16 protein-coding genes and 2 pseudogenes are annotated in these 26,871 nt (G+C 42.4%); 12 read left to right on the plus strand and 6 right to left on the minus strand.

What is annotated here, in order from left to right; all coding sequences use genetic code 11:
* The first annotated feature begins 151 nt into the window (after positions 1–151).
* The 3 genes and pseudogenes from HNW13_RS19550 to HNW13_RS19560 all read left to right on the plus strand — a co-directional run bounded on the left by HNW13_RS19550 (position 152) and on the right by HNW13_RS19560 (position 3,144).
* Positions 152–691 (plus strand): hypothetical protein, encoded by a 540-nt coding sequence (locus HNW13_RS19550; RefSeq protein ID WP_162024116.1) that lies wholly within the window; start codon positions 152–154, stop codon positions 689–691.
* Between the two features lie 379 nt (positions 692–1,070).
* A pseudogene (locus HNW13_RS23580) lies at positions 1,071–1,691 on the plus strand (lytic transglycosylase domain-containing protein); the annotation flags it as partial.
* 16 nt (positions 1,692–1,707) lie between these two features.
* Positions 1,708–3,144: a M28 family peptidase gene (locus HNW13_RS19560; RefSeq protein ID WP_192116168.1), complete on the plus strand. Its 1,437-nt coding sequence runs from the start codon at positions 1,708–1,710 to the stop codon at positions 3,142–3,144.
* A gap of 355 nt (positions 3,145–3,499) precedes the next feature.
* Here HNW13_RS19560 and rlmJ read toward each other — a convergent pair whose 3' ends face one another.
* On the minus strand, positions 3,500–4,345 hold the full coding sequence (gene rlmJ, locus HNW13_RS19565; RefSeq protein WP_192116167.1) for a 23S rRNA (adenine(2030)-N(6))-methyltransferase RlmJ: 846 nt from the start codon (positions 4,343–4,345) through the stop codon (positions 3,500–3,502).
* Positions 4,346–4,475: 130 nt separating this feature from the next.
* Here rlmJ and HNW13_RS19570 point away from each other — a divergent pair, with 130 nt between their 5' ends.
* Positions 4,476–5,252: a class I SAM-dependent methyltransferase gene (locus HNW13_RS19570; protein WP_192116257.1), complete on the plus strand. Its 777-nt coding sequence runs from the start codon at positions 4,476–4,478 to the stop codon at positions 5,250–5,252.
* 227 nt (positions 5,253–5,479) lie between these two features.
* Positions 5,480–7,522, plus strand: a complete 2,043-nt coding sequence (locus HNW13_RS19575; protein WP_192116166.1) for a tetratricopeptide repeat protein — start codon at positions 5,480–5,482, stop codon at positions 7,520–7,522.
* A 59-nt stretch (positions 7,523–7,581) separates the two neighbouring features.
* Here HNW13_RS19575 and HNW13_RS19580 read toward each other — a convergent pair whose 3' ends face one another.
* The gene (locus tag HNW13_RS19580) at positions 7,582–8,790 is read right to left on the minus strand and encodes an MFS transporter (protein ID WP_182744062.1); all 1,209 of its coding nucleotides are present in this window, start codon (positions 8,788–8,790) and stop codon (positions 7,582–7,584) included.
* A gap of 103 nt (positions 8,791–8,893) precedes the next feature.
* On the opposite strand from HNW13_RS19580, the gene HNW13_RS19585 reads away from it, so the two are divergent.
* Both HNW13_RS19585 and HNW13_RS19590 read left to right on the plus strand, forming a co-directional pair.
* The gene (locus tag HNW13_RS19585) at positions 8,894–9,682 is read left to right on the plus strand and encodes a helix-turn-helix transcriptional regulator (RefSeq protein ID WP_101088544.1); all 789 of its coding nucleotides are present in this window, start codon (positions 8,894–8,896) and stop codon (positions 9,680–9,682) included.
* A gap of 359 nt (positions 9,683–10,041) precedes the next feature.
* Positions 10,042–11,445 carry a methyl-accepting chemotaxis protein gene (locus HNW13_RS19590; protein ID WP_162024110.1) on the plus strand — a complete coding sequence of 468 codons (1,404 nt, stop codon included), beginning with the start codon at positions 10,042–10,044 and terminating at the stop codon, positions 11,443–11,445.
* Positions 11,446–11,735: 290 nt separating this feature from the next.
* Here the strand turns inward: HNW13_RS19590 and HNW13_RS19595 are convergent, their stop codons facing one another.
* A complete protein-coding gene (locus tag HNW13_RS19595) occupies positions 11,736–13,871 on the minus strand; it encodes a TonB-dependent siderophore receptor (RefSeq protein WP_192116165.1) in 2,136 nt (711 codons plus the stop codon).
* 887 nt (positions 13,872–14,758) lie between these two features.
* Between HNW13_RS19595 and HNW13_RS19600 the strand changes: the two genes are divergently transcribed.
* The 3 genes and pseudogenes from HNW13_RS19600 to HNW13_RS19610 all read left to right on the plus strand — a co-directional run.
* Positions 14,759–16,438, plus strand: coding sequence for a glucan biosynthesis protein G (locus tag HNW13_RS19600; protein WP_192116164.1), 1,680 nt, complete (start codon positions 14,759–14,761; stop codon positions 16,436–16,438).
* Positions 16,439–16,449: 11 nt separating this feature from the next.
* Positions 16,450–18,633 carry a glucans biosynthesis glucosyltransferase MdoH gene (gene mdoH, locus HNW13_RS19605; protein WP_192116256.1) on the plus strand — a complete coding sequence of 728 codons (2,184 nt, stop codon included), beginning with the start codon at positions 16,450–16,452 and terminating at the stop codon, positions 18,631–18,633.
* A gap of 284 nt (positions 18,634–18,917) precedes the next feature.
* Positions 18,918–19,718 (plus strand): annotated as a pseudogene (locus tag HNW13_RS19610) (MFS transporter); the annotation flags it as partial.
* A 12-nt stretch (positions 19,719–19,730) separates the two neighbouring features.
* Here the strand turns inward: HNW13_RS19610 and HNW13_RS19615 are convergent.
* The 3 genes from HNW13_RS19615 to HNW13_RS23695 all read right to left on the minus strand — a co-directional run bounded on the left by HNW13_RS19615 (position 19,731) and on the right by HNW13_RS23695 (position 22,209).
* The gene (locus HNW13_RS19615) at positions 19,731–20,762 is read right to left on the minus strand and encodes an IS630 family transposase (protein ID WP_124011554.1); all 1,032 of its coding nucleotides are present in this window, start codon (positions 20,760–20,762) and stop codon (positions 19,731–19,733) included.
* Positions 20,763–20,792: 30 nt separating this feature from the next.
* The gene (locus HNW13_RS19620) at positions 20,793–21,848 is read right to left on the minus strand and encodes a site-specific integrase (protein ID WP_192116161.1); all 1,056 of its coding nucleotides are present in this window, start codon (positions 21,846–21,848) and stop codon (positions 20,793–20,795) included.
* A 235-nt stretch (positions 21,849–22,083) separates the two neighbouring features.
* Positions 22,084–22,209, minus strand: a complete 126-nt coding sequence (locus tag HNW13_RS23695; protein WP_279575217.1) for a hypothetical protein — start codon at positions 22,207–22,209, stop codon at positions 22,084–22,086.
* Between the two features lie 233 nt (positions 22,210–22,442).
* Here HNW13_RS23695 and HNW13_RS19625 point away from each other — a divergent pair, with 233 nt between their 5' ends.
* Both HNW13_RS19625 and HNW13_RS19630 read left to right on the plus strand, forming a co-directional pair.
* Positions 22,443–23,549 carry a Fic family protein gene (locus HNW13_RS19625; RefSeq protein ID WP_192116160.1) on the plus strand — a complete coding sequence of 369 codons (1,107 nt, stop codon included), beginning with the start codon at positions 22,443–22,445 and terminating at the stop codon, positions 23,547–23,549.
* A gap of 115 nt (positions 23,550–23,664) precedes the next feature.
* Positions 23,665–26,820, plus strand: a complete 3,156-nt coding sequence (locus HNW13_RS19630) for a DEAD/DEAH box helicase (RefSeq protein WP_192116162.1) — start codon at positions 23,665–23,667, stop codon at positions 26,818–26,820.
* Positions 26,821–26,871: the final 51 nt, after the last annotated feature.

Below are 26,871 nucleotides of genomic sequence, written 5' to 3' on the forward strand. Positions count from 1 at the left end.
TTAAGATCTGAATCAAAACAGTTTATTAACATCTATTGGTGTTTGGCTTACTCTTTTGTGGTTTATTTTTAGTAAAGGTATCGCCAATAAAGATGAACTTTTGATTAAATAATGATTATGATAGTGAATAACAATAATAAAGGATGTCACCATGCAGGCGCTGTTTATAAGCCTCACTTTAGCCGCTATTCTGGCTTATCTTTGGTATGCCAGTTTACTTAAAAAACGCACTTCAGCCATTGAAGCGCTGAAAGTGATCGACTCAAAAATTGATAAAAGACTGACATTGTTTACCGAGCTATGTCAGGAAAAACCATCTTATCCACGCCCTTTAACAGATGACCAACAAGCCCAGTTGGAGCAACTAAAACTGTTACAGCCCGAACATGATTGGGAACAACCGATTGAAGAGTCAAATATGGCTGGTGGCTCTTTGTCGGTATCGATAGCCGCTTGGCAGCAGATTGATCAAGGTTTAGAAGCGCTATTAGCTACAGTGAATAAAGACAAACTGAGTGCGGATCAGCTCGCTGAATATATACAGCTAGAGCTCGACTTTGTCCACGCAGAAGACTTTTACCGTAAAGCCGTAGATGAGTTAAACAGTGGGGTTAAAATTTTCCCAGGTTCGGCGGTGGCAAAATTCGCCCGTATCGCGCCGATGCCTATATTCGATCAAGTGCAGGAATAGTCACATGACATGGCGTAATCGGCAGACGCTATTGGGTATCGCTACCTTGTTGGCTTGTGTTTGCATACCTGTGCAGGTACAAGCCAAGCAAGTGGTTTATCCTGCCGTGGAAGACGTTGAAAAGCCGCAAATCAAAGCTAAGTATATTCCTCAGCAAGCCGCAGCAAAAAAGCAGTTATCGTTACAGCAATCTCAAACTACCACAGCTGAAAATCACCCAGCGCCGACTATAGAAACATATAACGTGTTGAGTCGCCGCAACACTAAGCCTGCCGATGAGCAATCAATTAATGATCAGCTGTCGTTGAATGCAGGCTATGTAGGAAACAAACAGAAACCGCGTACCTTAACCAATAATTATGCGTTAACGAAAGCGGGCACAGTATCGAGTAAGCCTCGTGTTAAAGCCAGTTACTCCGAAAATGGTATTGTCAGTGATTTAGGCGTTGAAAAGCGTAAAGTGTTTCAATACAAACAAACCAATGGGGTGATGGTGTTTAGCGACCAACAACCGCTGGATGCAGACTATCAAGTGTTATTGTATGAATGTTTTGCATGCCGGGTCGATTCGGTTATCGATTGGTATAAGATCCCATTATTTACCTCACATTTCGCCGCAGACGTCGCTTTAGCCGCGCGGCAGTATCAGCTTGATCCTGCACTTATTCGAGCAGTGATCCATGCAGAATCAGCGTTTAAAATTGGCGCATTATCCAAAGCAGGTGCCAAAGGCCTAATGCAATTAATGCCAGGTACTGCTAGCGATATGGACGTCGATGATCCTTTCAATGCTCAACAGAATATTCGTGGTGGCAGTCGTTATCTTGCGCAGCTATTAAGCCAATTTAACGGCGACATTGACCTTGCTTGTGCGGCATACAATGCCGGCCCAACGACGGTGATGCAATACCGCGGTATACCGCCCTATCCTGAAACACAAGATTATGTGAAGCGCGTAAAAATATTATTAAAACGCTACCAAAAAGCATTAGCCAGTTAATTTAAGGTATTTATTAATGAACCATGTAATTCATAAAGTACAACCTAAGCGGGTCAAACTCAGTCGTAACAACGGTTATTGTTTAGTGGGTATGGCCGGGTTGCTAATATTGGGTGCTGTAACCGTGCCAGCATTTGCTGCCGACAAATCAACGTTTGTTGCCCCATCACAAGAAGATGTGCGTTTATACGACATCGCTACCGCACCGCAAGCTAAGCGGATTGAACAAGATATTCGCACCTTAGTTGGCTTCGGGACCCGTCATACTTTGTCTAATACCACATCTGACACCCAAGGTATCGGTGCTGCTAGGCGCTGGATTGAAGCTGAGTTTAATCGTATATCAAAAGAATGTGGTGGCTGTTTAGAAGTGGTGACGGTTGGCGACACTGTTCAAGGTAAACGAATCGAAAATCCAACTGAAGTGGTTAACGTTATCGCGATTCAGCGTGGTAAAACGGATCCTAAGCGTGTGGTGATGATGAGTGGCGACATTGATTCTCGCGTTAGCGATGTGTTGGATGCTACCTCAATTTCTCCTGGTGCTAACGACAATGCATCGGGTGTGGCAGGGGCGCTAGAAGCTGCGCGAGTATTATCAAAATATCAATTTAACGGCACTATCGTTTATGCTGCATTGTCGGGCGAAGAGCAAGGTTTGTATGGCGGCAATATTTTAGCTGATTATGCTAAAGCGCAAAATTGGCAGGTTCAAGCAGTATTAAATAATGACATGATTGGCAATATATCTGGCATTAATGGCGTGGTGAATAACAGCAGTGTACGGGTGTTTTCTGAAGGCGTACGTTTTGCCGAAACCGCAGATGAAGCCAAAGAACGCTATTTTAGTGGCGGCGAAAATGATTCTGCTTCACGCAATTTAGCTCGTAAAATTAAATCGCTAGCCGACCAGTACATGACTAATTTAGAGGTGATGTTGGTGTATCGACTCGATCGTTTTGGTCGTGGTGGGCATCATTTACCGTTTAATCAGGCTGGTTTGCCTGCCGTGCGGATTATGGAAACCAACGAGAACTATAATCGTCAGCATCAAGATATACGGGTAGAAAATGGTATTGCGTATGGTGATGTGATTGAAGGTGTTGATTTTGGATTTACCGCCAAACTGACTGCACTTAATGCGCTAAGTTTAGCGTCACAAGCATGGGCACCCGCGCCACCAACCAAGGTGACCATTGCAGGGCAAGTATCGCCGAGTACCACCTTAAGTTGGGCCAGTAGTGACGACAAAACCGTTGTCGGTTATCGCGTATATTGGCGCTCAACAACGGTAGCGGAATGGACTCATAGCCGCTATGTCGGCAAGGTTAATCAGTTCACGTTAGATAATATGGTTATCGACAATTATTTGTATGGTGTCGCGAGTGTCGCCGCGAATGGCAATGTTAGCCCGGTGGTGTTTCCGGGTGCAGCAGGTGCATTCTTTAATTAATGCTCAGTCATACGTCAATAAATAACATCAAGGTCGTGGCGCTTCGCCCACACCCGACCAAGAAGGGGAAAACTGCTTCCCCCTCTTGGATCTCCCCCGCAGCTCCGACAAAGTGTTGATCCTCATAGCATAATAAAAATCGCCTAACGGCTCAGATGGTACATCCATGTACCCCTGAGCCTGTGCCATCATCCATGATGTCACTACGGCATTTTCATCACGCTATTTCGGACACTTCGGACGGAGAACCATTGAGCCTGCAGGTTAATTCCATTTGAAATTTGTGTGTTATTTCAATAAAGATAGTTAGGATCTGATACGACAATAAACTCACATCTTTTGCGGGTAGAAAGTCTTACTCGCCTACTTCCCACTTTACGCTAATGCTTCCGTCGGCACCGCCTAGTAAAGGCGCTAAGTAATCTAATGCCTCTTTAGCCAATACATCCATTTGCCAAGGTGGGTTAATTACCCACAAACCCGCAGCTGTCATACCAAACTCGTCACTGTCGGCGCTAATGCCTTGCTCAATACGCAGTTGTTTCTTAATGCCACTATTTTTTAGTAGCGTTAACATAGCTTCTGTTTGCTCACGTTTAACCACCGGATACCATAAAAGAAATGTCCCGGTAGCAAAGCGTTTGTGGGCTTTAATGATGGCTTGAGCAACATCTTGATAGTCAGTTTTCATTTCATAGCTAGGGTCGATTAATATCACCCCACGACGTTCTAATGGCGGTACCGCGGCAATTAAACCCTGTAAACCATCACCTTTAATGACTTTGACTTGTTTGTCTTCCACAAAATAATCTGCTAGTAACTCATGGTCAGTACCGTGGAGTTCGTGTAACACCATACGATCTTGCGGACGAAGCTCAACATCTACAATAGCCGGTGAGCCAGGGTACACGGTTAACTCGCCATCAAACTCAGCGTTAAAGTGCTGCACAGTTTCAACATAGTTGGCCAATGCAGTGGGTAAATTAGCGTGGTCCCATAGTTTGGCAACACCCTCTAAATACTCTCCGGTTTTTTGGGCGAACTCATCGGTTAATGAGTAGGCACCAGCGCCTGCATGAGTATCGATATACACATAAGGTTTATCTTTTTTCTGCATGGCTTTTAATACTTGAATAAGCATAGAGTGCTTAAGTACATCGGCATAATTGCCTGCATGATAACCGTGGCGATAACTGAGCATGGGCATTTCCATTTACTAAATGAGACAGCAAAAACTGTGTAATAGCGACATTATAAGTTTTCTAGCGCGCGAGGTATAGGTGTTCACTGGTGATGGCTTTTGGCATAATGGCGTAGTTTCTTACATTGACATGGTAATCATCTTGTTGCAGACACCTATCTTCTTTAATCAGCAGTATCCCTCATTAGTCGATATAGCCCAGCGCTGGCAGTTGGTGTGGGACAAAGACGCCGCTTTTGAATTGCGTTTCGAGCAAAACTGCTTGAGTTTGCATAAGCGAGATGAGCCTAAGCTTGACGGCATTAGCGTTGACTTTGTGTCTGGTGCTGTGGCGCATCGACGTAAGTTTGGTGGTGGACGCGGTCAATCTATTGCTAAAGCTGTCGGGCTAAAGCAAGGCGTAACGCCCACCGTAGTTGATGGCACCGCAGGGCTTGGCAGAGATGCTTTTGTGCTGGCCAGCCTTGGCTGTAAAGTGATTATGGTTGAACGTCATCCTGTAGTGGCGGCATTGCTTGAAGATGGTTTACGCCGCGCTTATGAAGACGCTGAAATAGGCGAGTGGATGCGCGATTTGATGAGCTTATTTCACGGCTCAAGTATCAGTGCGTTAGCCGACGCCGCGAAGTCGTCTGGCACTGAGATCGATGTTGTTTATCTTGATCCTATGTACCCACACCGTGAAAAATCAGCCCTGGTTAAAAAAGAAATGCGCGTGTTTCAAACTCTTGTCGGCGCAGACTTAGATGCAGATGGACTGTTAGCACCCGCTATGGCACTCGCCACTAAGCGCGTGGTAGTAAAGCGTCCAGATTATGCCGGCGATCTTGATGGGGTAAAACCCAGCATGATCATCGCAAGTAAGAAAAATCGTTTTGATGTGTATGTCCGTGCTGCAATGAAATAGCTTCTATTTTGATGTCAGAAATTAGTGTGACACTCGTGTCGCTGAACCCATATATAGAGCATGACGCTTATGTAGCACTTCGTTATGCGAAATAAATAGAAAATCAATAACATCATGATATTAAATATTTTTGTAATAACAAATAAACAGTAGCGTAAAGTGATGTTTATTATTTTGGGTTAAGTAGTTATGATGTTGAAATGCTAAATTATCGTTAAAGGAATAACATGTATCACCTTCTTCTTATCACTCTGATCGCTGGACTTTTAGCTGCTTGTTCATCGACATCTAGCAATAATGACAAAACCGAAACAGATACGAATCTTCATAACAGTGATGATCAATTACGTTTAGCAGAGTCGTATCATAAGAACAATCAGCCAGAAAAAGCATTAACACTTTATCAGCAAGCTGCAAATGACGGTAATGCTAGAGCTCAGGGTGAATTAGGGCTGATTTATGACCTAGGTGCTTTAGGGGTTAAAGAAGATAATGCTCTTGCATTCCATTGGTATAATAAAGCCGCGAAACAAAATGACCCTCAATCCTTTGTTAATTTGGCTTCTTTTTATCGTGAAGGTGAATTTGTAGAAAAAGATCTTGATAAAGCGATTTTCTATTATCAAAAAGCACTTAATCAAAAATTTGCCATGGCAAATTGCGAGTTAGGTTACCTGTATCTAGATGAACCAAGTTATCAAGATTTACACAAAGCCGAGGCTAATTTCCTTATTGGGGCGGAGTCAGAACAAGTATCTTGTTATTTGGGGCTAGCTTATTTTTATGACTTTGAAAAAAATGATCAACAGCAAGCTTTTAGATGGTACAAATTGGCGGCTGATAGTGATTCAGCAATTGCGCAGTATAACCTTGCTCTCATGTATATTAATGGTGCTGGAGCTGACAAAAACATCCAACTTGGGCATGAATATTTAGCCATTGCTGTAGAGCATAATTATCCTTTTGCTGTTGGTTATCTTGCTAAAACATATGATTTTGGCTGGAATGTTGGTGAGGATAAATTAGCTGCTGTAGAGCTTTATCATAAAGCCGCAGAGCTTGGTGACGCAGACTCGCAAGTCAATTTGGGTATGTTCTATGAAAATGGTGAGTATGTTTCCCAAAACATTCAAACAGCTTTACAACTCTATAAGATGGCTGCCGATCAAGGTAATGCGCTCGCGTTAAATAATATTGCAGTACTTTATTTAAATGGTGAAAAAGTAGAGACAGATTTATCTACTGCTGTACCGCTTTTTTATAAAGCAGCTGCATTAGGTAATCCAAATGCACTTACAAACTTAGGTGTAATGTATCGCTTCGGCAATGGTGTGCAACAAGATGATAAGCAATCATTTTCTTACCTTAAGCAAGCTGCAGATTTAGGCTTTAAAGCCGCTTATAAGCATCTGGGTATTAGTTATCATTTAGGTAAAGGGACTGAGAAGAATGATAAGTTAGCGTTATCATATCTATTGGATTCAGTTAACCATAGTGCTAACTCAGCTTATTATAGTGGGGTTATTTATTCGCAAAGTTCCGAGGTTACTCATGATTTTGACAAAGCCATTACTTACTTTGAAAAAGCATATGAGCTAGGGCGTCAACAGACTGGTTCGAATATTGGTTGGATATATGAAACTGCAAGTCCAGAACATCATAATATTCAAAAGGCCATTAACTGGTATCAACAAAGTCTTTCAAGTTCTTATTCATGTATTAGGCTAGCCAAGTTATATCTAAAAGGTGAGGGTGTAGCCAAAGATCTCGATAAGGGGTTTGAGCTTTACCGTGAATATGCACGAATAGAAAAGGCCGATGCAGATGCGCTTATTGGTAATCTATACTTTTTCGGCGATGTAGTTGAACAAGATTATAAAAAAGCTAAGTTACACTTTGAAAGGGCTATCGCCAATAAGCAGCTCACTGCTGCTAATAACTTGGGCGAAATGTATCGCTTAGGAACGGGTGTGCCACAAGATATACACAAAGCTATTTCACTCTATGAAGCCTCTATAGACTGGGGGGGAATAATTGCCATGGTGAATCTTAGTGAAATTTATTTGAATGGCGAAGGGGTAGCGGTTAACGAAAAGCTCGGTTTGAGTTGGTTGACTAAAGCCGCTGAGCTTGGACAGAACGATGCTCAATATGCTTTGGGAAAGCGATTGATTGGCAACCAAGATCAAGTTGAAGGTGATAAATGGATAAAGCAAAGTGCTGAATTAGGTAATGAAAAAGCGCTTAAATATCTCAACCGAAGTCTTTAATGTTTTCCAATAGCAAATCGGCTATCACGATTTCGAAGTAGCCGATTTGTGGTTTTTTATCAGTTAACCGACTTATGTAATGTGGTGTTTCTGCCGCCACCTAAACCACATAGTGCACACAGCACACCAGCAATCGCACATAACCATAATGGCGCATCCCAACTGCCTGTTGAAGTGTGCAACGCGCCCGCCACCATAGGCCCAACGGCTGCCAGTAAATAGCCCACACTTTGTGACATACCAGAAAGCGATGCGGCTTGGTGCGGATCATCGGTGCGTAAACTAATAAACGATAGTCCCAAAATAAAACAGGCCCCAGAGCAAAACCCCAGCATTAGTGTCCATACAAAAGCAAAGTGAGGCATGTAAAGCAGCCCAAGTGCACTGCCTGCACTGAGTAGTGCCAAAATAAAACTTAGCGCGCTTTGATCTTTTAATTTAGCCAGTAACGGAATTAATATTAAGCCAGGAAGTGCTGTCGCAATTTGAAAGGCACCATGATACGCCCCCGCTTCAACGGCCGAGTGGCCGGTGTCGGTCAATATGCTTGGTAACCACGTAATGATGATGTAATTCAGAAATGAGTTTAGGCCTAATAACAAGCTAATTTGCCAGGCTAGTAGATAGCGCCATACACTTTTCGAGGGTGCCGATTGATGTGCAGAATAAGTTGGTTTCGTGTGTTTACCCAGCTGAGCGCTCCACACAATTAAGCTGGCAACTGTGATGATGGCTGCCGAGCCCAGTGCCAGTTGCCAGCCTAAGCCATTGAGTTGACTAAGCGGAAATACCAGAGCCGAAAACCCACCTGATACCACTCCCATCGTGAGCACGTAGGCTGAGGTCATGAGCGCAATTTTAGTGGCAAAATCTCGTTTTATCAGACTGGGTAGTAACACGTTTGCAATTGCGATACCGACGCCAATAATGGCAGTACCAATGAGTAACATGGCTGATGAGTCGACAAATCGAGCTCCAATACCGAGCAATATCAGTATTAGCGCGGCAAACAAGGCATGTTCTAATCCTTGTTTTCGGGCAAAAAAAGCCGCCATAGGTGAAACAATCGCAAAGGCAATTAGTGGCAGAGTGGTTAAAAATCCAGCTTGAGATCCGCTTAGGCCAAAGTGACTAATAATTTGCTCCAGCACAGGAGCAATGCCGGTAAAAGGCGCGCGTAAATTAGCTGCAATAAGCAAAATTCCTATTACGAGTAATGCGCCAGAGAATCGAGACTGTGGTTTAGTATTGTCAGTTTGTAACGTCATTAGCTGCTTTAGATTTCACTTAATAATGGTTGCTAGTATAAAGATTTGTCGAACGATATAATTTAGAGATAGTGACATTAAATAACGAAAAACTGACAAAATTATGTTTGAAGTAATTGGCTGGGATGAAATAAAGAATTTTGAATATATGCCGCAACCCATTATTGCCAAGATAGAGCACGCCTGTGCCAGCCATGAGATCCCTTTACACACTCACCCTAAAGGCCAGTTAATTTTAGCTTTGCATGGTTATGTTACCTGTGAGGTATCGGCAAAAATGTGGATGGTGCCAACCCATAGCGCTATCTGGATCCCTGCAAATAAAGATCACAGTAATCGCGCCTCAGATAATGCTGAGCTCTGTCATGTATTTATTGATGGCAGCATGCAAGGAATGCCGCAAAATACCTGTACATTGGCTATTACGCCTTTAGTTAAAGAGTTGATGTGCGCGCTTGCTGGTATCGATCAGCATTATCGTGTAGACAGTAAAACCGCACGGCTTGCACAGGTACTATTTGAGCAACTCATTGAGATGCCTATTCAACATTTAGACTTTGTTCTGTCTAAAAATGTGGTGATTCAAGCGATGAGCCAACAATTGATAAATCAGCCTAACGATAGAAAAACACTGCCGCAATGGGCCAAGCAATTTGCCTTAACAGAGCGTACATTGGCGCGACTGATCATAAAAGAAACCGGGATGACATTTGGAAAATGGCGCACTCAACTGCATATCATTATTTCACTACAAGCGCTTTCAGATAAACAGAGTGTGCAACAGGTGTCTGAGTTATTAGGCTATGAGTCGGTAAGCGCATTTATTACCATGTTTAAAAAAGTAATGAAAATATCACCGATGAAATACATGAACGAGTTAAATGCTTACTGATAATAAGTATGCACAAGTTGGCTAGGTGATTGTTATTTTGTGTTTAGCTATGTCGGTATTTATCTACATCTACATTTACTCCTTAACCAACAACGGTCGTCATACGACAACTTCAGTCGATTTTTTGAGCAAGGTTATCAATGTGTAATTTTTCAGTTGCATTAAGTGTCTTTTTTTCCGTTTTTTGCGTGATCTAGATGCCAGTTTTGTCATTTAGAAATACCTGCTAACGACAGTCATATATTATTTCTGATAATTGACCGAATGACGTCTTCTCTTATATCAATATTACCTGCTGAATAAGATAGGTGATGCGCCACTCTCGGTAATCACTGATCATTTTTATTGGAGATATCATCGTGAAACAAGTTGCATTTCGTTGGATAGATAAGTATTTAATTAACGTAAAATTACATGAAAATTTTCTTGTTCTTTTTTTTACTGCTGTGCTCGCCGTTGTTGTCATGGGTGTTTGTTTCGTCGATGCGGCGTCTTCACAAAGAACAGTAGAAGCACAAAAACAAGTGGATGTGATTGCCAAATTAGCATCGGCTACTCAGCTATCTGCATCTGATTTGGCGCCCTTACTGCAAAATACAGCGATTAATATTGGCCGTAATACAGATATATCCGCGCAGGTTTCAGGGCTGGACTATTCATTGAGTTATGTTGATGACACTAGTTTTCTGACTGGGTTAGGTTTATGGCACATCACTGCCATTAGCTTGAGTTTATTGTTGATGTTTGTTTGCTCTTATTATGTAAATACCTTCATCGGTGGCAGTCTATTCGATATTTATGGAGCATTGAGAAGGTTAGCCGAGGGTGACCTTGCGTCTCGCATTGGTTACACACCTGCTCGTAATGAATTTAATTTGATTGCAAGAACCGTTGATAGAGTCACAGAACGTGAACATCTGTTGGTGAAAACCACCCAGGAAGCGGTTGCTTTGATCCAACAAATTAGTGCTCAGTTACGTGTTCGTAGTGATGAAAATACTCAGTTAGCCAGCGTGCAGCAAGACCGTATTGATTCGTTAGCGAGCGCAACGGAAGAGATGGCGGTATCGATTCGAGAAGTGGCTAGCCATGCGCAAGAATCATCTACACAAATATCGCGCGCCACTGAGAAAACCACACAAGGCCAGGCTCAGATTAAAAAAACCTTGGTTGAGATTAATCAATTAGCAGGGGAAGTACGTGGTACCTCAGTTGCTGTTGCAGAACTTGATTCTAGCGCGACTGAAATTGGTGAGGTAATAGCAACAATTAATGCCATCTCTGATCAAACCAACTTGCTCGCCCTTAATGCCGCGATTGAAGCGGCAAGAGCCGGTGAGCAGGGGCGTGGATTCTCAGTGGTTGCAGATGAAGTAAGAACCTTAGCGGGTAGAACTCAAGCTGCTACGGTTGAAATTCAAAAAATTATTGAAACGCTGCAGACCAATAGTCGTGGTGTGATGAACGTAATGGCTAAAACGGTAAAAGAAGCCGAATCAAGTGAACAGCTAATGACAAGCGCAAGTCAAAATATTAATGAAATCGCAGAGCAAAACCAGCATATTTCGGATAGAAGCTTGGAAATTGCAGCGGCTGCCGAGGAACAAGGGGCTGTGGCTGATAATATTGCCAATGATGTCGACTCTGTTAGAAGTAGCTCTATTCAAGTGATGGAGCTAGTGAATATGACGGCAAAGGAAATCGAGAGTTTGAGCCGTCAGGCAGATGTGCTGGAAGAGTTGATGAAGGATTTGATTGTTTAACGTTTATTGGGCGGTGTTATTTAGATTGGCTGCATGCATGTGTGTTGCTAATCTTACCGTGGCTGTAGTGGCCATCTAAATCTGCTCGGCGGCAATTCCGTTTCTATTAATCATTGATGAAAGAGCTGGATGTCCTCGTTTCGATAACCATTAAGACCATCAATACGATCATCAATACGATCATCAACAAAACAAAGCCTCAACATTAATGTTGAGGCTTTGTTGGTTTACAACATGCTGACTATTATTCAGTTAAAACTAAAGACATCCATCTTAGCAACCTTGCTCGATTAGAAGGTGTAACCGACATCTAAGCTCAGTGATCGTCCTGATGCAGGCACTCGTCCTGCAGGAGACACATCTAAGCCTCTAAAGTAGTATTCGTTATCAAATAGATTATTGACGGATAATCCCACTTTTAGGCCGTGATTATCTTGCTTGAAAAACTCAGTCCCAATATTGAAGTTAACCACGGTATACGCAGGCACTTCACCCGATGTACCAGATATATTCTCTTCAACACTATTAGCAAGATCAGCGAATGATTTGCTGTAATAAAATGCCATTAATCCTAAATCGACATCCTTAATACTGTATAAAGCACTGGCAGAAAGTTGATGTTTAGACACATAAGCCAATTCGTTACCGGCAAATTCTCCATCAAGTTGTTCAGTATCTAAATAGTTGTAGGCACCCGTTAGAACAAGATCTGGTAGCGACATCGGTGAGTAAGTGCCTTCTAGCTCAATACCTTGATTACGAGTTTGGCCAATATTGACGAATAGACTAACGTCACCGTCGTACTCGATTTTATTTTCAAAATCGATACGGTAAGCGGCAATACTTAAGTTACTGCGTTCTGTTGGGGTAAAGCGTACGCCTGCTTCATAGTTCCAAGATAGCTCTGATTCTAGAGTTTGATCTTTAGGCCATAATTGCGAAATCTGCGGGGTTCTCAATGAGCGTTGAGCATTAGTATACGCAAACCAATTTGAACTGAACTCATAACCCAAGGTGATGCCAGGAAGCCACTCGGTTACGTGATTATCTTGGCTATAATCTTGGCCAACATTGGTGAAGGTCATGCGCACATCTTCATATCTTATGCCAGGGGTAACCGATAGTGTGTCGTCAAAGAATCCTACCTTATTACTCACATAATAGGCCATGGCATTGGTATCCATTTGCCAGTCACGCGGACGAGTTGCTGTTTGAGTCGATTTTTCTATGTGGTTGAGTTGGTAGCTAATATCTTCATTAATATAACGAGCGCCGGCGATAATGTGCTGACTAATATCACCATCAATAAGCAAGCTTGCTGTTGGCTCAATGCCAAACACGGTAAAGTCGCGTGGAGAGTTACGCAGATGAGTAGCATCCTGGGTGGTATCACTCCAGCTAGTACCTAAATTACCGTCGGTGTCTTTGCTTGAGTCATAAAAATCCCACTGAAAATTACGTGAACTTTTATTACCAAATACTCTGAGATCAATCTCACCATAATCGATAACTTTCGAGTCATCGAGAACATGGCTGTATTTCAATGACACTCGTTTAGTATTGGCATTAAATTCATCATTAGGGCGTAGAGATTGCTCTCGATCAGCTTCATATGCGGCGGTATTTAAGGCACCTGGTAACTCAGAAAAAGCATCGTAATATTGCAGCGTGGCATCTAAGCTGTTTTGCCCATCGATATTCCATAGGGTCTTTAACATTAGGTTTTTAATGTCGGTTTCGGAGTGTTCACGAAACGATTCCCCTTTGGTGATGTTGCCATCAAAACGCATCGAAAAATCTTCATTTACTGCGCCGCCAGTGCTGATGTTGGTATCAAATAAGGTATTACTGTCACCAAAGAAGGTCATGCGTTCATTAACGCTAGTTTCCCAGTCGGTTGGGATTGACTTTGAAATGAGGTTAATCACGCCGCCAACGTTGTTAGGACCGTACTGAATCGATGCTCCGCCGCGTGCTACATCAATTCTATCTATCATGAATAAGGTGGCAGGGAATAATGACTGGCCGGTGTGCCCATATGGCGCAAGTGTCATTGGGATCCCATCGAGTAAGAGCTGGGCGTAGCCACTGCGGCTGCTGTCTAGGCCTCGTACTGATATATTAGGTAAAACCCCTGTTCCGGTTTCATCTTTAATTTTAATGCCAGGGACTTGCTGTAATGCGGTGTCAATTGACCTCGCTGCAGTACGCTCTATTTGATCAGAGGTAATGATTGAGCGGTTACCGGTATACGTTTTTAAATCTGCAACTTCAGAATTGCCTAATAAGCTCCCCGTCACCACAATGACTTCAGGTTTGGCTTCAGTCTGACTTTTGTCGTCAGCAAATGCTGCCGAGCTAGCAAAACTGGCTGCAATGGCCACAGCAATGGTGGTCAAAGTGAATCTGGACTTTTCAGTTAACATGCATATTCCCTATGTTTCGTTTGGTCTGTTTTAAAGTGATAAGTTGGCTGTAAACGTGTTAAAGACCATTCCCCCGATCTTCAGTAATCTCGATCGTCAGCAATCAAAGATGCTTTGGTGTAAACAAGTGCGATGTTTAAGCGTTTTATCGATGGCGCAATATGGAATGTTTTTTGGCGGGGGGAGAAAGGGCTGAATTTACGATTCCAAAAATAGTGTCTTGGTTACTTGGTGCTAACTTCAATGAGCTGGAGGTAAACATAATGGTCAAAACATATTTTTGGTATTGATTTTGATAATTATTCTCATTTGAGCTTTGGCCGTCAAGGTGTGCACCAGTACTTATGGGGTTATTACTGTAGAACTCTCTGTTTCAATAAAGTTATTAAGGTATATTTTTTTAATTTAATCAATGTGATGGGGTATTTTCTATTAGTTGCTTTTGTGAGTGTAAACTTTTAGTAAATAGTCAGTCAGTGTGAACTTGGCGTACTAAATATCATTGATAGCAGGGCAATTCACTCATACTCGTTTTTATCCTAAATATAGGGGATTCTCATCGGCCTGTGTTTAAATAAATAATTGTATTTAAAGGTTATTAGATATTGAGGCTACAATTATTCTATTTGCTGTGACCTTAATCAATAACCTGTAAATGTAATGTATAACAACACGGTCGTTTTCGCTCTCCTTGTGTGCTATTTGGATATATCAATAGATTAAAATGTTATAGCTGCTAATGAGATTTATTGATGAATACTTGTGCAAAATTTTGGCGTTCTGATATCGTTCGCGAAATAGAGCATAGGGTTGTGTACCAAGACATTTTGCCGCAATAACCGCTCTGAAACTTGCATATTAACGCTGTATTTTTTAGGTAGCCTATTATGGTTAGCTTACTGAGTTGTCGTACTTCGGTCTCATCTCACACTGTAAAAAAAGCGCTAACGCGTTTGTCGTTAGCCATGGCCGCAGGGCTTTGTTTTAATCTTGCTGCACAAGAACCCACTCCGCCTATTATTACACCCACATCGCCAAGTGTGACTATACCGCTGCAAACTTATGCAGATGAACAATCGACCGTTAAATCAGCTAATAATCTGAATACAGAAACCAAAGTACGTTTTGCCAAAACAGCTAACTTTGATTCTGATTCTGTGGTTAAGATTGCCCGCCGATTAGCGCAAAAACCGTATGTGGAACTTAAAGACCCATTACCGCCTGGGTTGGCTAAAATTTCCTACGATGAATACCGCGACATTCGCTTTAAGCCAGAAGCTTCTATTTGGAAAGCTGAAGGTTTGCCGTATCAAATGCAGCTCTTTCATCGGGGTTTTTATTTCCAAGACTTGATTGAAATTGCCCTAGTTGAAGGTAAGCAAGCTAACCATTTAGCCTATAACTCAGAGTTCTTTACTGCAGGTGATGTGTTAAGTCAGCGTTTACCGACCCAAGATATTGGCTATTCTGGTTTACGTATCCATTATCCACTCAATAACCCTGCATATTTTGACGAGCTTATGGTATTCCAAGGAGCGAGTTATTTCCGTGCTTTGGGTAAAGGCAGCGATTACGGCTTGTCTTCAAGGGGCTTAGCATTAAATACCGCTGAACCAGAAGGCGAAGAGTTTCCGATATTTCGTGCCTTTTGGGTTGAATGCCCAAACACCGACAGTAACTTAATTGTGGTGCACGCCTTGCTAGACAGCCCTAGCGTATCAGGAGCATATCGATTTTCTGTTAGACCCGGCGATAACACCCATATCGATGTGGAAGCGACCCTATTTCCACGCGTGGACTTAGTTAAAGTCGGCTTAGCGCCTAGCACTAGTATGTTTTTACATTCAATGAATGGTCGCCAAAACACCGATGATTTTAGACCCGAAGTGCATGATTCTGATGCGTTATTGATCTTAAATGGTCGCGGTGAACGATTATGGCGTCCGCTAGCTAATCCAAAGCAATTGCAAGTCAGTGCCTTTATGGACAACTCGCCTCAAGGGTTTGGCTTAATTCAGCGTGAACGTAGTTTTGATGCGTATCAAGATCTCGAAGCCCATTATGAGCGTCGCCCAAGTTTATGGGTTGAACCGGTCGGAAATTGGGGCGCGGGTGAGGTGGTGTTAACCGAAATTCCAACAGACTCTGAAATTCATGACAACATCGTCAGTTACTGGAAACCTAAACAACCTATCGCAGCCGGTAGCGAGTTTCATTTTACTTATCGGTTAATTTGGGGCAGCGAGCCCGAAGTTGATGATGGCACTGTGATTGTGGCCCGTACCGCCAGTGGCCGGGCTGAGATTGCTAAAGCCACACCGAGACGCTTGTTTGTTATCGACTATCAAGTTAAAGAAGGTAATAACGACGAAATCCCGGTCGCCAAAGTGCAGAGTTCTGCTGGGGCAGTAACCAATGTGGTGGTGTCTCGTCAGCCTAAAACCAATGGCTATCGTTTGGCGTTTGAAATGGATCCACAAGATGCTGAATTGATCGAGCTACGTGCTGAGCTGAAGTTTACTGGCCCACGCGATGTCGAAACCTGGCTTTATCGTTGGACGCTTTAAGCATGAACATGATGCAGCCTGATGCTGATATTAGTGCCGTCGACCCTATGTTGGTCGGTGGTGCAGCAATGCCGTTAGAGCGACCAGGCCCAATGGAACCGCAAAGTTTACGTGCGTTGTCCGAAGGCATGCCACGTAAAAGTATTATTGCCAATGGCGTAAAGTCAGACGGATTACGCCGTCTGTTAGTGGTTGGCAGCGCTTTTATCATGTCGGTTATGGCTATTTACGAGATGGTATCGGTGTTTAATGTCGGCGGAGTCACGCCACTTGAATACATCGTTTTAGTGTTGTTTGCGGTTAACTTTTGCTGGATTGCATTGGCATTTAGCGGCGGTATAGCCGGCTTTATTATGCTACTCAAAAAGCCCACGACAGAAACCGCCGAAAGCATAAAGCTGCATACCCGCACCGCGATATTAATGCCGACTTATAACGAATCACCTGATCGCGTTTTTGCTGCAGTTGAAGTGATGGCAATGGCATTGGTTGCATCCGGCGAAAGCCATGCGTTTGATTGGTTTATATTAAGTGACACGACCGACCCTGATATTGCGTTGGCAGAAGAGCAGGCATTTTTAATATTGCGCCATCAAGTGAGCAAAGATGCGCGGGTATATTACCGCCGTCGGCGTAAAAATGATGCCCGCAAAGCCGGTAATGTGGCCGACTTTTGTAAACGCTGGGGCGCCCGATACGATCACTTATTGGTGTTAGACGCCGACAGTTTAATGGAAACCCACACTATCGTCAGTTTGGCGAGACGGATGCAGGCAGACCCTGATGCCGGGCTTATCCAAACTATTCCGTATTTAATCAATGGCAATACCTTAATGGCGCGACTACAGCAATTTGCTGCGCGAATTTATGGTCCGGTAATTGGTACAGGTTTGTCTTGGTGGACCCACAAAGAAGGTAACTTTTGGGGCCACAATGCCATTATCCGCACCCAAGCTTTTATGAGCGCCGCAGGGTTACCCAACCTTGCAGGTAGACCGCCATTTGGTGGTCATATTATGAGCCACGACTTTGTCGAGGCCGCGCTCATTCGACGTGCTGGTTGGAGCGTGGTAATTGCCGCAGATCTTCCAGGGTCTTATGAAGAATGCCCACCGTCTATTGTCGATTTAGCGGTGCGCGATCGCCGTTGGTGCCAAGGTAATTTACAACACTCACGAGTGTTGTTTAGTAAAGGATTACATTGGGTTAGCCGCTTACATTTACTCACGGGGATAATGGCTTATTTGTCATCGCCTTTTTGGTTAATGTTAATTTTGTCGGGTTTAATGCTGGCATTACAAGCACACTTTATTCGCCCAGAGTATTTTACTGATCAATTCTCTTTATTTCCCACCTGGCCAGTAATGGACTCAGACCGTGCACTACGGTTGTTTTATATCACCATGGGCATACTGTTTGGTCCTAAAATCCTTGGGATCATATTGTTACTGAAAAATAACATCATGAGCAAACAGTTGGGTGGCAGAGGCAAAGCCATTATTAGCGTGGTAGTTGAAGTGATATTGTCGGCACTGATTGCGCCAATAATGATGCTTATCCACTGCGGTGCGGTGATGTCTATTTTAGCCGGACGCGACAGCGGTTGGGCGCCACAACGACGTGACGACGGCAGTTTACCTTGGCTAACCCTGATTTATCGTCATCGTTGGCACATGTTAATTGGTGCGTTATTAGGTTACGCCGCAGTGCTTGATTCGCTTACCTTGTTGGCGTGGATGAGCCCAGCGCTAATTGGTTTATGGCTTGCGGTACCACTTTCTGCCATGACAGGCTCAGAGCGATTTGGCTTATGGGTCAAGCACCTAAAAATATTGGCAACCCCGGAAGAGGTGTGTGCGCCGAAGCTTAGCCTGGATTCACAACAACGCCGTAACGAATACGTTAACGCGATTGCAGAGCCGTGGACCTTATCAAGGCTATTGAAAGACTCAGAGCTAATGGATTTACATTTAGCCATTATTGACAAAAAGCCGCATCGTTTGCCAGGTTCAGCGGTTGAATCACTCGAAGCCATTACTCGGGTTAAAGTACAAGAAGCACAATGCCAGCATGACATTGTAAAGCTGTTTACCCGTCAAGAATTGGCATATTTACTGGGCAATCCTTTACTGCTAAAACAATTACAAAAGCTCCCTGAGGAGTTTGTTATCGAGGGCTTAGTGTCTTTTTGTTAGGTGGGTTTCATTTATTGTAGATGTGCAAAAGCCCTGTCGGTTTATATCGACAGGGCTTTTGTGTTAAAGGGGCTTATTCCAGCACAGTGCGCACATAAGCTTACAATCACAATAGCGGATTATGTGATCGCTATAGATTGTTAGCTGGGCACTTATCAGCCATACTTTTAAACATTAACATTAACATTAACGTTAACTTGAAACGTCAATTTGTGGCGTTAATCCGTGGCGTAAACCCATATCCTTAATCTGTTACTTATCAATGGCGTGCATTCATACCTCTTATGGCTTTAGAACCTTCATCTAGCAGCACTAATTCTTGTTCACGCAGTCGTGATAGATTGTCGTGGCTACGGTGTACCTTGCGCCGCAGCCAGCAAGAGGCGGTTGCATCGTCAACCATGACGGCCACCAGTGATAACTTTTTTAATGCTTATGCCATATTCTTAGGGGCTAGTTTAGGCCAAATGGGTTGGGTAACTGGCTTACCTCAATTGTTTGGCTCACTGGCGCAACTGTTGTCTGTGTGGTTAGCAAGCCACTTTAGCCGTCGGCAATTTATTGTGGCATGTGCAGTGTTACAAGCCGTAGTCGTGTTAGGTATGGGCGCGTTAGCGGCATTTAGACCAGATAATGCAGTGTGGTTATTTATTGGCTTAGCGGTGTTGTATCAAGGGTTTATCAACCTAATCCAACCGCATTGGCGTGCCTGGATGGGCATGATTGTACCGCAACGCCGACGAGGTGCTTTTTTTGCTTCACGTACTCGATTAACCATGATGGCCTCGCTGAGTGTGTTCTTTGTCGGAGGCGGTATTTTAACCTTAACCGACTCAATGCAAATGGCGTGGTTGGGTTTTAGCTTACTGTTTTCGATTGCGGCAATGGGCCGGTTTACTTCAGCTTGGTTATTACTGCAAATGCACGACCCCGAACCTAGGCTCGCCAAAGCGTCTGGGGTGTTTAAACAAACATTTGGTAATTTCCGCGAAGCCTGGAAAGACAAAACTTTTCGCCATTACAGTTTATTTGTTGCGGGTATGCAGTGCATGGTTGCCATTTCGGCACCTTTTTTTGCAGTATATACTCAAGTGAATTCAAACTGCAGGTTTTAATTTCTGAAAGTTATCATTAATTGTATCACCGAGTGTATCGGCAATATCGGGGAGGGTGATGCTAAAAAAGTCAGTGATTTTTCGTCGGAATTCTTTTGTCGTTGCGAAGTATTGCCCATTCCTCGCATGCTTATTCATTACCTTCCACAATCGTTCTATTGGGTTTAAATTTGGACTATAAGGCGGCAGGTAATGCAATGTTATATTCAGATGTTCAGCCTCTTTAACTACTAAGGCATTTCGATGGTATCCAGCGCCATCAAGCACCAAATGGATAACACCACTTGTTGAGTAACGCGCTCTAATTTGGTTTAAAAAATCGATGATGGATGCACCGTTAACCGTTTTGCTATATTGCTCAATGACCGCTTCTGTTAAGTGACCAAGTCGGATTGCACCAACCACGTTAATACGGGTTCGGCTTCCCGTCGTTTCTATCGGTTTATCAACGCCTTTTTTTATCCAGCCTGCGGTGATTTTTGTGGCTTGGGTCGGATGAACCGCATCCATAAATAATAACGGTTCATCAGGGGTTAACGAGGATTTTAGTTGCTCATAATATTCAATGAAAGCCGTTTGTTTGTCTTCATCAAATTTGTGAGGAACCCCTTTAGGGTTTTTATAGCTGAACTGATGTTTATGCAGCCATTTATTGAGGCCTGACACTGTGTACTTAATCTGAAATTGTTCTGAGATATAAGCGACTATTTGATGGCTATGCAAGTAGGTCACCTCACACAGGTGTGCAATCAATAGTTCAGTTTGCTCTTGACTCAGATAACTTAAGGAGCCGCCACTATTACACGTGAGTTTTTGGTCGTGAGCATAGGCATCAATGTATCGAACTACGGTCGTTTCGTGAATACGTAACGCTTGGGCAATCATTGGCGTTGGCCAATTTTCATCGCGTAGTAAAATGGCTTTAATGCGATCACACTCACGCCTATCACTCGAGCTTTTATGTCGAGTTTCCAATGCTACTTTTTGTTCTGGCGAGAGTGTAATTTGTTTCATGGGGCTATGATGATCCCATTTGGGACAAAATCAAGCATTTTCAATGATCACGGGTATATGCACGTAGTATGTTCTAGTTGTTTCTTCACTTGCATGGCCAAGTAGTTTACTAAGACCAGTTAGATCGTGGTTAAGTAAATAATGATATGTCCCAAAAGTGTGTCTTAAAAGATGCGGGTGAGCTTTAACTCCAATGTGCTTACTGGTTTTTCTAAATAGTTTTTGAACCCAGTTAATGCTTAATGGTTGTCCATCTAGGGTGATAAATAATGTAAGGCAATCTTTCGGATCTATGTGTGTAATAGCATCGATTTTTTTTTCTCTGTCTATGTCTACATACTCCCAAATTTGGTAAAGTAAATCATTAGGTATTAATATCACTCTTGCCTTTCCGCCTTTTCCAATAACTCTAGCTGGCGTAAATTTCCCTCGACTATTAACTTCTGGCAGATCACGAAGAGGAAAGTTACAGGCTTCAGATACTCTTAATCCCGTCTGGAGCATAAATGATGTCAACAATACATTTCTTTTTTTCACTAGCGCATTTCTTTTGCCTGAGATCTTTCCGACTGAAGAGACAAATCTTAAGGCATCCTCTAATAGCATGAACTTTATAGGTTCTGAAACAGCTTGAGAGTGATGCCCTTTAGATTGATATCGCTGACTCAAAGATAGTTTTAAACCTTGTATTTCCTGTGGATTAAGGTAAGGGGACAATCCCTTTTCATATGACCAAATAAGATAGCGGTAAGCACCTGCTACTCTAGAATTAATTGTATTCCAAGAGAGTCTTTCTCCATTATTTTTTGTGTATTCACACAATGCATCAATGTAAAAGTCGAATGTATCGTCTGTTATTGAACCAATGTTATTCAAGGATGAATTAGCCCAAAGCAGAAATTCTTTAAGATGCTCAGCGTTTGTTTGTAAGCTCTTGGGCTTATTTTTTAAAGCTAATTGTCTCAGATACTGATTTACTTCGACACATGGTGAAGTGTCATTATTGAACATCTGTGGAATGTCACCCTTCAATCTTGCCAATTTTGAACGTTTTGACGTTGTGAAATTACAGTACACAATGTTCATTTTATAATCTCTTTTTTACCATGTGTATCAGTAGACTAGCCAAAGACATACTGATTTTAACTGAATTAGATATAGTAGCTAATTTACCGTTGTGTTACTTAATTCACTTCAATTGTATAGCATAGAAATCTTTATAAGTTAAATAAATATAGTTTATATATGGTCATTACTACAAGTTAGATGGGGTGAGGAATTGTAAAGTTTAAACATATATGCACATCAAATATAGGTACTACTAACGTGGCAGGCCAATAATAAACACTTTATTTGCCTGTTCATTTGCCACAGTGGGTTTAGGCAAAGCGGCTTTAGGCTTAGCGGCTTGTGGTGATGTCGATACTTCAGTCAGCTTGGATGTCATTAATTACAGTCGCATAGGGTTATAGAAATTAAAGGTTATAGAGACAGTAAACGATTATACCGAAATGCCTGCCAAGGTGTTATCGAGCTTGCTAATGGGAGCCATGAGGCAATTAATCATTCTATTCGCCTCATTTGGTGAGGTGAATAAATTGCTATTTGCCTCATGTTGTAAGTAGAATAGCTTGGTATGTGCATCAATACAGTATTTTAGTCAGCTAAACAGGGGTTAATATGTGGATTTGGCAACAGCAAGAATGGCCAGAGTTTGTATGGGATAATGCTCGTATAAGTGCACTATTGAGGCAAATTCAATTTAACCAGGGTTTGCTGCTGGGTAAAATAGGTTCTGAATCCGCTAGTCAATGGACACTCGATACCATGCTGGCCAATATCGTTTATTCAAGTGCTATTGAAGGAGAAAAGCTTAACGCATTTTCTGTACGTTCCTCTTTGGCGAATAAGCTTGGCGTGAGTGAAGAAAAACCTTATCCCACCACGACGCAAACTGATGGTTTAGCTGATATCACCTTAGATGCGCTACAAAACTGGCAACAGCCACTTAGCCTAACGCGTATTTTAGATTGGCATGCTCTGTTGTTTCCGAGTAACCAAGCCGTGTTTAATCCTGTTATTGGCGGTAAGCTACGCGGCGATGAGCCTATGCAAGTAGTATCTGGCCGTTTAGACAAACCGACAGTGCATTTTGAAGCGCCTCCTCGAGATACGCTAGACCAAAGTTTAACGCAGTTTATTGAGTGGTTTAATCAATCACGAAAACAGGCTGACCTTGATCCGCTAGTACGAGCAGCCATCACTCATTTGTGGTTTGTCACCTTGCACCCGCTTGATGATGGTAATGGACGTATAACGCGTTTACTCACCGACTTAGCACTCGCGCAAGCTGAGCATCGTTCTATTCATTTTTACACAATGTCAGTTAGTATTCTTGAGCGACGCAAAGCCTATTACGCAATATTAGAGTCTACCCAGCAAGGTGGCTTAGATATCACACCTTGGCTGCTGTGGTTTTTAGACACCTTAAATGACGCTATTCAACACACGCTCAATAGCATTGAGCAAACTACTGCTAAAACCCAATTTTGGCGTCGAGTGGACCAACGCTTACTCACTCCAGCGTTAACCACAGAACACGTGAAAGTGCTAAATAGATTACTTGATGGTGACTTTAATGATGGGATCAGTAGTAGCCAGTATCAAAAAGTCGCTAAAGTCAGCCGCGCCACCGCCACCCGACATTTGGCTCAATTAGTTGAGCAGCAATGTTTGGTCAAAACCGGCGCGGGCGGTAGAAGCACAAGGTATGTGTTGGTGCGCTAATTTAATCGTTGTTCTGTAAGCATTTTATTGATAAATAATATTATTCTTAGTCGTAATATGCACTTATTGCTATGGTATATTCTTAGTGTTTTCACTTTCAAAAGGCCTATCTGACATGGAACAAGTTGGTATTTATGAAAAGCTTATTACTCAACTGATAGATAAAAGCATCAATCGTGATGTGTTCTATTTAGGTGAGCGGCCATTAGAAAGCGCTGAGGCCAGTGTTTGGCTATCGAGGTTTTTGACCAAGATAATGGAGAGTGCCATTGGTGCAATCCCTAGCGGAGACAATCAACTCACAGAGCAAATCGGTTTGGCAAATAAGTTAGTGCTTTGGTTGAAAGATCATGTTCAAGATGATCAATTGATTACTGAAAACTTACTCGATAGTAAAGGCCGTATATTAACAGCGCTATTTGATAAAAAAAATCCCATATCGACGGACTTTCCTGCGTTTACTAAAGCCATTTATCCGCTAACAGGATTAAGCCAAAGTGAACTTTTTTGTGGTAGCAACGCCGGAATTTCTTTAGACACAGAGTTAAAGCGCGAGATCCGCTCAGCAGACAAAATTTATTGGTTAGTGTCTTTTATTAAGTGGGCTGGCATTCGGATTTTTAAAAATGAACTTGAAGAGTTCACTCGAAGTGGCAAGACCCTGCGGATCATTACGACATCTTATATGGGGGCGACAGATGCTAAAGCAGTCGAGTTTTTAGCAAGCCTGCCAAATACTGAAGTTAAATTGAGTTACAACACTAAGCGCGAGCGTTTGCATGCGAAATCTTATTTGTTTTTGCGCAATACAGGATTTCATACCGGTTATATTGGGTCATCGAATTTATCGCATTCTGCGTTGACCAGTGGTCTTGAATGGAATTTAAAAATAACCACCCAAGAAATTCCTCATATAATCGATAAATCCCTCAACACCTTTGAGTCATATTGGCAATCCAGTGAATTTGAATTATTTGATGGCAATATTGAAGCTAAAAACAAACTTCATGAAGCATTGCGTGAGGCTAAAGGTAGTTATAGCGAAAGCAGCACCTTTCATTTTGATATAAAACCTTTTGCACATCAGCGAGAGATTCTTGAGCAGTTAAATGTTGAGCGTAGTATTCATCAGCGGTATAAAAATCTAGTAGTTGCAGCTACGGGCACTGGTAAAACGCTTATTTCAGCGTTTGATTTTGCCCGTTTTTATAAACTGCATCCAGAAGCTAATTTCTTATTCGTGGCTCATCGACAAGAAATTCTTAAGCAAGCATTGTCTGCGTACCGTGGTGTATTGAAGAATAATCAGTTTGGTGAATTGTGGGTTGCTGAGCACAAGCCTAATAGCTACCGGCACTTGTTTGCTTCGATACAAAGCTTAAACCTGCAATTATCAAGCTTACCGCTCACCACTGATTTTTATGATTATATTGTGATAGATGAAGTTCATCACATTGCAGCCAGTAGTTATCGAGGATTATTAGCGCATTTCTCATCCAAGATTTTATTGGGGTTAACAGCCACGCCAGAGCGTCATGATGGGCAAAACATTCTGGATGACTTTTGTGGCGTAATAGCTGCAGAAATTCGTTTGCCCGAAGCAATCAATCAGCGCTATTTATGTCCTTTCCAATACTTTGCTATTGATGATGATACCGACCTTCGCAAAATTAAATGGCATCAAGGGCGATATGATATTGCAGAGCTAAGTCATTTATATACTCATAATGAACAAAGAGTTGTGCGCATTATTAGAAGCCTTAATGACACGGTCACTGACATTCGTCAGATAAAAGCTTTGGCGTTTTGTGTCAGCAAAGAACATGCAGAATACATGGCGAAGAAGTTCAACTTAGCCGGTATTAGTGCGGATGTGCTCACCAGTGATAATAGTCATGAGCGGCAACAAAAACGCCAGAGTTTAATCAGCGGTCATGTACACATTTTGTGTGTGGTGGATATTTTTAATGAAGGTGTCGATATTCCAGACGTTGATACATTATTGTTTTTACGTCCAACCGAAAGCTTAACCATTTTTTTACAGCAGCTAGGACGAGGATTGCGTCTAACCGATGATAAACAGTGCTGTACAGTATTGGATTTTGTGGGTAATTCTCGTGATGAATACGACTTTTCACAAAAGTTTCGCGCGCTGGTTGGTAAAACGAATCAATCGATTAAAGATGAGATAACCAATGACTTTCCTCATTTGCCATTAGGTTGTCGAATCGAGTTAGAAGAACAGACTCAGGCAATGATTTTACGAAATATTAGCCGTGCAACGATGAATGTTAGCAGGTTGCGACAGCTGATCAATAATTTCGAGCACCAAAGTACGCTTACCTTAAGCTTGGTTAATTTTTTACGTTTTAACCCAAATGTTAATTTAGAAGATATTTATAAGCTAAAAATGAGTTGGCTAGAACTCGTTGAGAGCGCAAATAGAAATCAAATAAATGAGCCAAATTTAGATACGAGTCTGGCTAAAGCCTACTATCGCGCGATAAATAATCATTTGTTCGCTTGCAGTTCTATCTCATATTTACAGTTTTTAAAGCAGCTAATTATCGATAATTTCAGCTTCGACGATACCAATGCAACTCAGCGCCAATTTGCATTAGCGTGCCATTATAACTTTTGGGATAAGTCGGGTGCCGAGCTAGGTTTTGCCAGCCTTAAGCAAAGTGTTGCGGCATTGAGACATGCTCGATTACAAGCTGAACTCCTTGATGTCATATCGTTACTTATTGAGCGTATACATCATAATGAACTTGAAATGCATATACCTGCAATATCTTCTTTAAAAGTGCATTCAAGATATACCAGGGAGCAAATACTCGCTGCTAGTGGCGCAAGTTCTTTTGACAGAAAATCAACCGCAAGAGAAGGCGTTTTAGTCCTTAACGAACTTAATGTTGAATTACTGTTTGTGACCTTGAAAAAGTCAGTCAAACAATTTTCACCAACCACCATGTACCATGATTACGCGATCAATGAATCGCTATTCCATTGGCAATCTCAAAATAGCGCAAGACCCGAATATGGCAGAGGCTTAGGCTATATAGATCATGAAAAAGAGGGCCGTAAATTGATTTTGTTTGTGCGCGAGCAAGCAAAAGATGAAAACGGCCGCACCATGGGTTTTGTCAATTTTGGTCTTGTGAAATATGTTAAACACTCAGGTTCACAACCGATGAATATAACCTGGAAGTTAATGACGCCTATGCCAGATGCAATGTGGCGTGAAGCCGCGAAATTAGCGGTAGGATAAGCTAACCTTATCGTCCTTTTCTACTGTTGAAAATAGGATGTTTTCGTCAAG

Origin of the sequence: Shewanella sp. BF02_Schw, assembly GCF_014596695.2 — a bacterium.
Taxonomy (GTDB): Bacteria; Pseudomonadota; Gammaproteobacteria; order Enterobacterales; family Shewanellaceae; genus Shewanella.

Bases quoted from the DNA above. Each gene is read 5' to 3' on its own strand.
- HNW13_RS19625 (WP_192116160.1), top strand. From the start codon at position 22,443: ATGTGGATTTGGCAACAGCAAGAATGGCCAGAGTTTGTATGGGATAAT.
- HNW13_RS19575 (WP_192116166.1), top strand. From the start codon at position 5,480: ATGTATCACCTTCTTCTTATCACTCTGATCGCTGGACTTTTAGCTGCT.
- HNW13_RS23695 (WP_279575217.1), bottom strand. From the start codon at position 22,209: ATGACATCCAAGCTGACTGAAGTATCGACATCACCACAAGCCGCTAAG.
- HNW13_RS19595 (WP_192116165.1), bottom strand. From the start codon at position 13,871: ATGTTAACTGAAAAGTCCAGATTCACTTTGACCACCATTGCTGTGGCC.
- HNW13_RS19620 (WP_192116161.1), bottom strand. From the start codon at position 21,848: ATGAACATTGTGTACTGTAATTTCACAACGTCAAAACGTTCAAAATTG.
- HNW13_RS19580 (WP_182744062.1), bottom strand. From the start codon at position 8,790: ATGACGTTACAAACTGACAATACTAAACCACAGTCTCGATTCTCTGGC.
- mdoH (WP_192116256.1), top strand. From the start codon at position 16,450: ATGCAGCCTGATGCTGATATTAGTGCCGTCGACCCTATGTTGGTCGGT.
- rlmJ (WP_192116167.1), bottom strand. From the start codon at position 4,345: ATGCTCAGTTATCGCCACGGTTATCATGCAGGCAATTATGCCGATGTA.
- HNW13_RS19585 (WP_101088544.1), top strand. From the start codon at position 8,894: ATGTTTGAAGTAATTGGCTGGGATGAAATAAAGAATTTTGAATATATG.
- HNW13_RS19560 (WP_192116168.1), top strand. From the start codon at position 1,708: ATGAACCATGTAATTCATAAAGTACAACCTAAGCGGGTCAAACTCAGT.
- HNW13_RS19600 (WP_192116164.1), top strand. From the start codon at position 14,759: ATGGTTAGCTTACTGAGTTGTCGTACTTCGGTCTCATCTCACACTGTA.
- HNW13_RS19615 (WP_124011554.1), bottom strand. From the start codon at position 20,762: ATGAAACAAATTACACTCTCGCCAGAACAAAAAGTAGCATTGGAAACT.
- HNW13_RS19570 (WP_192116257.1), top strand. From the start codon at position 4,476: ATGGTAATCATCTTGTTGCAGACACCTATCTTCTTTAATCAGCAGTAT.
- HNW13_RS19550 (WP_162024116.1), top strand. From the start codon at position 152: ATGCAGGCGCTGTTTATAAGCCTCACTTTAGCCGCTATTCTGGCTTAT.
- HNW13_RS19630 (WP_192116162.1), top strand. From the start codon at position 23,665: ATGGAACAAGTTGGTATTTATGAAAAGCTTATTACTCAACTGATAGAT.